The sequence below is a fragment of the Acinetobacter endophylla genome, assembly GCF_053543775.1.
In genome coordinates, this window is record NZ_JBLVOM010000051.1 from 1 (window position 1) to 541 (window position 541).

Below are 541 nucleotides of genomic sequence, written 5' to 3' on the forward strand. Positions count from 1 at the left end.
TGGCCTTTAATGCCAATGTTGTGGATGTGCCTTATTACGAAACGAAATATATGGATATCTTATCCAAGAACGAAGGACAGAAGGATATTTACCAGCAACACGTGTATGAGGACACTTCTGAACTTCGTTATGTCGATGGGGATTTTGTTCTGGTCAACAAGGGCGAAAAGAAGTACAAACCGGTTATTTCCTCAAGCTTGATTAGAGCATTGTATCCTGGAAAGTTTGCCTTTATCACTTCTATCTTCTCGAATATCAGCTTCATGAATGATTTGTCTCTGCTGTGGCTGAATAAACGAAAACCGGGCGAAGCTATCCAGACTCCAAGAATGAGATATAAGGATATTATACTGGAGAGAAGACATCTGTTCTGTGAAACCTCTTTCTTGTTAAACGATTCAGAGAATACGGAGGAAAATCTCTATATCTCTTTAAGAGAGAAACTGAGTGAGAGCGGCATGGGTTCAAGATTTTTTGTTCAGACCCGCAAAAAAAACTTTGAATCCGAAGTAGTGAAGTCGATTTCTTTCGAGTTTAATAA

1 protein-coding gene is annotated in these 541 nt (G+C 39.0%); it reads left to right on the forward strand.

Features of this window, described 5'->3' with window-relative positions:
- Positions 1 to 541: hypothetical protein (locus ACNPNW_RS04275; RefSeq protein WP_448766576.1), on the forward strand; the 541-nt coding region annotated here is incomplete at both ends.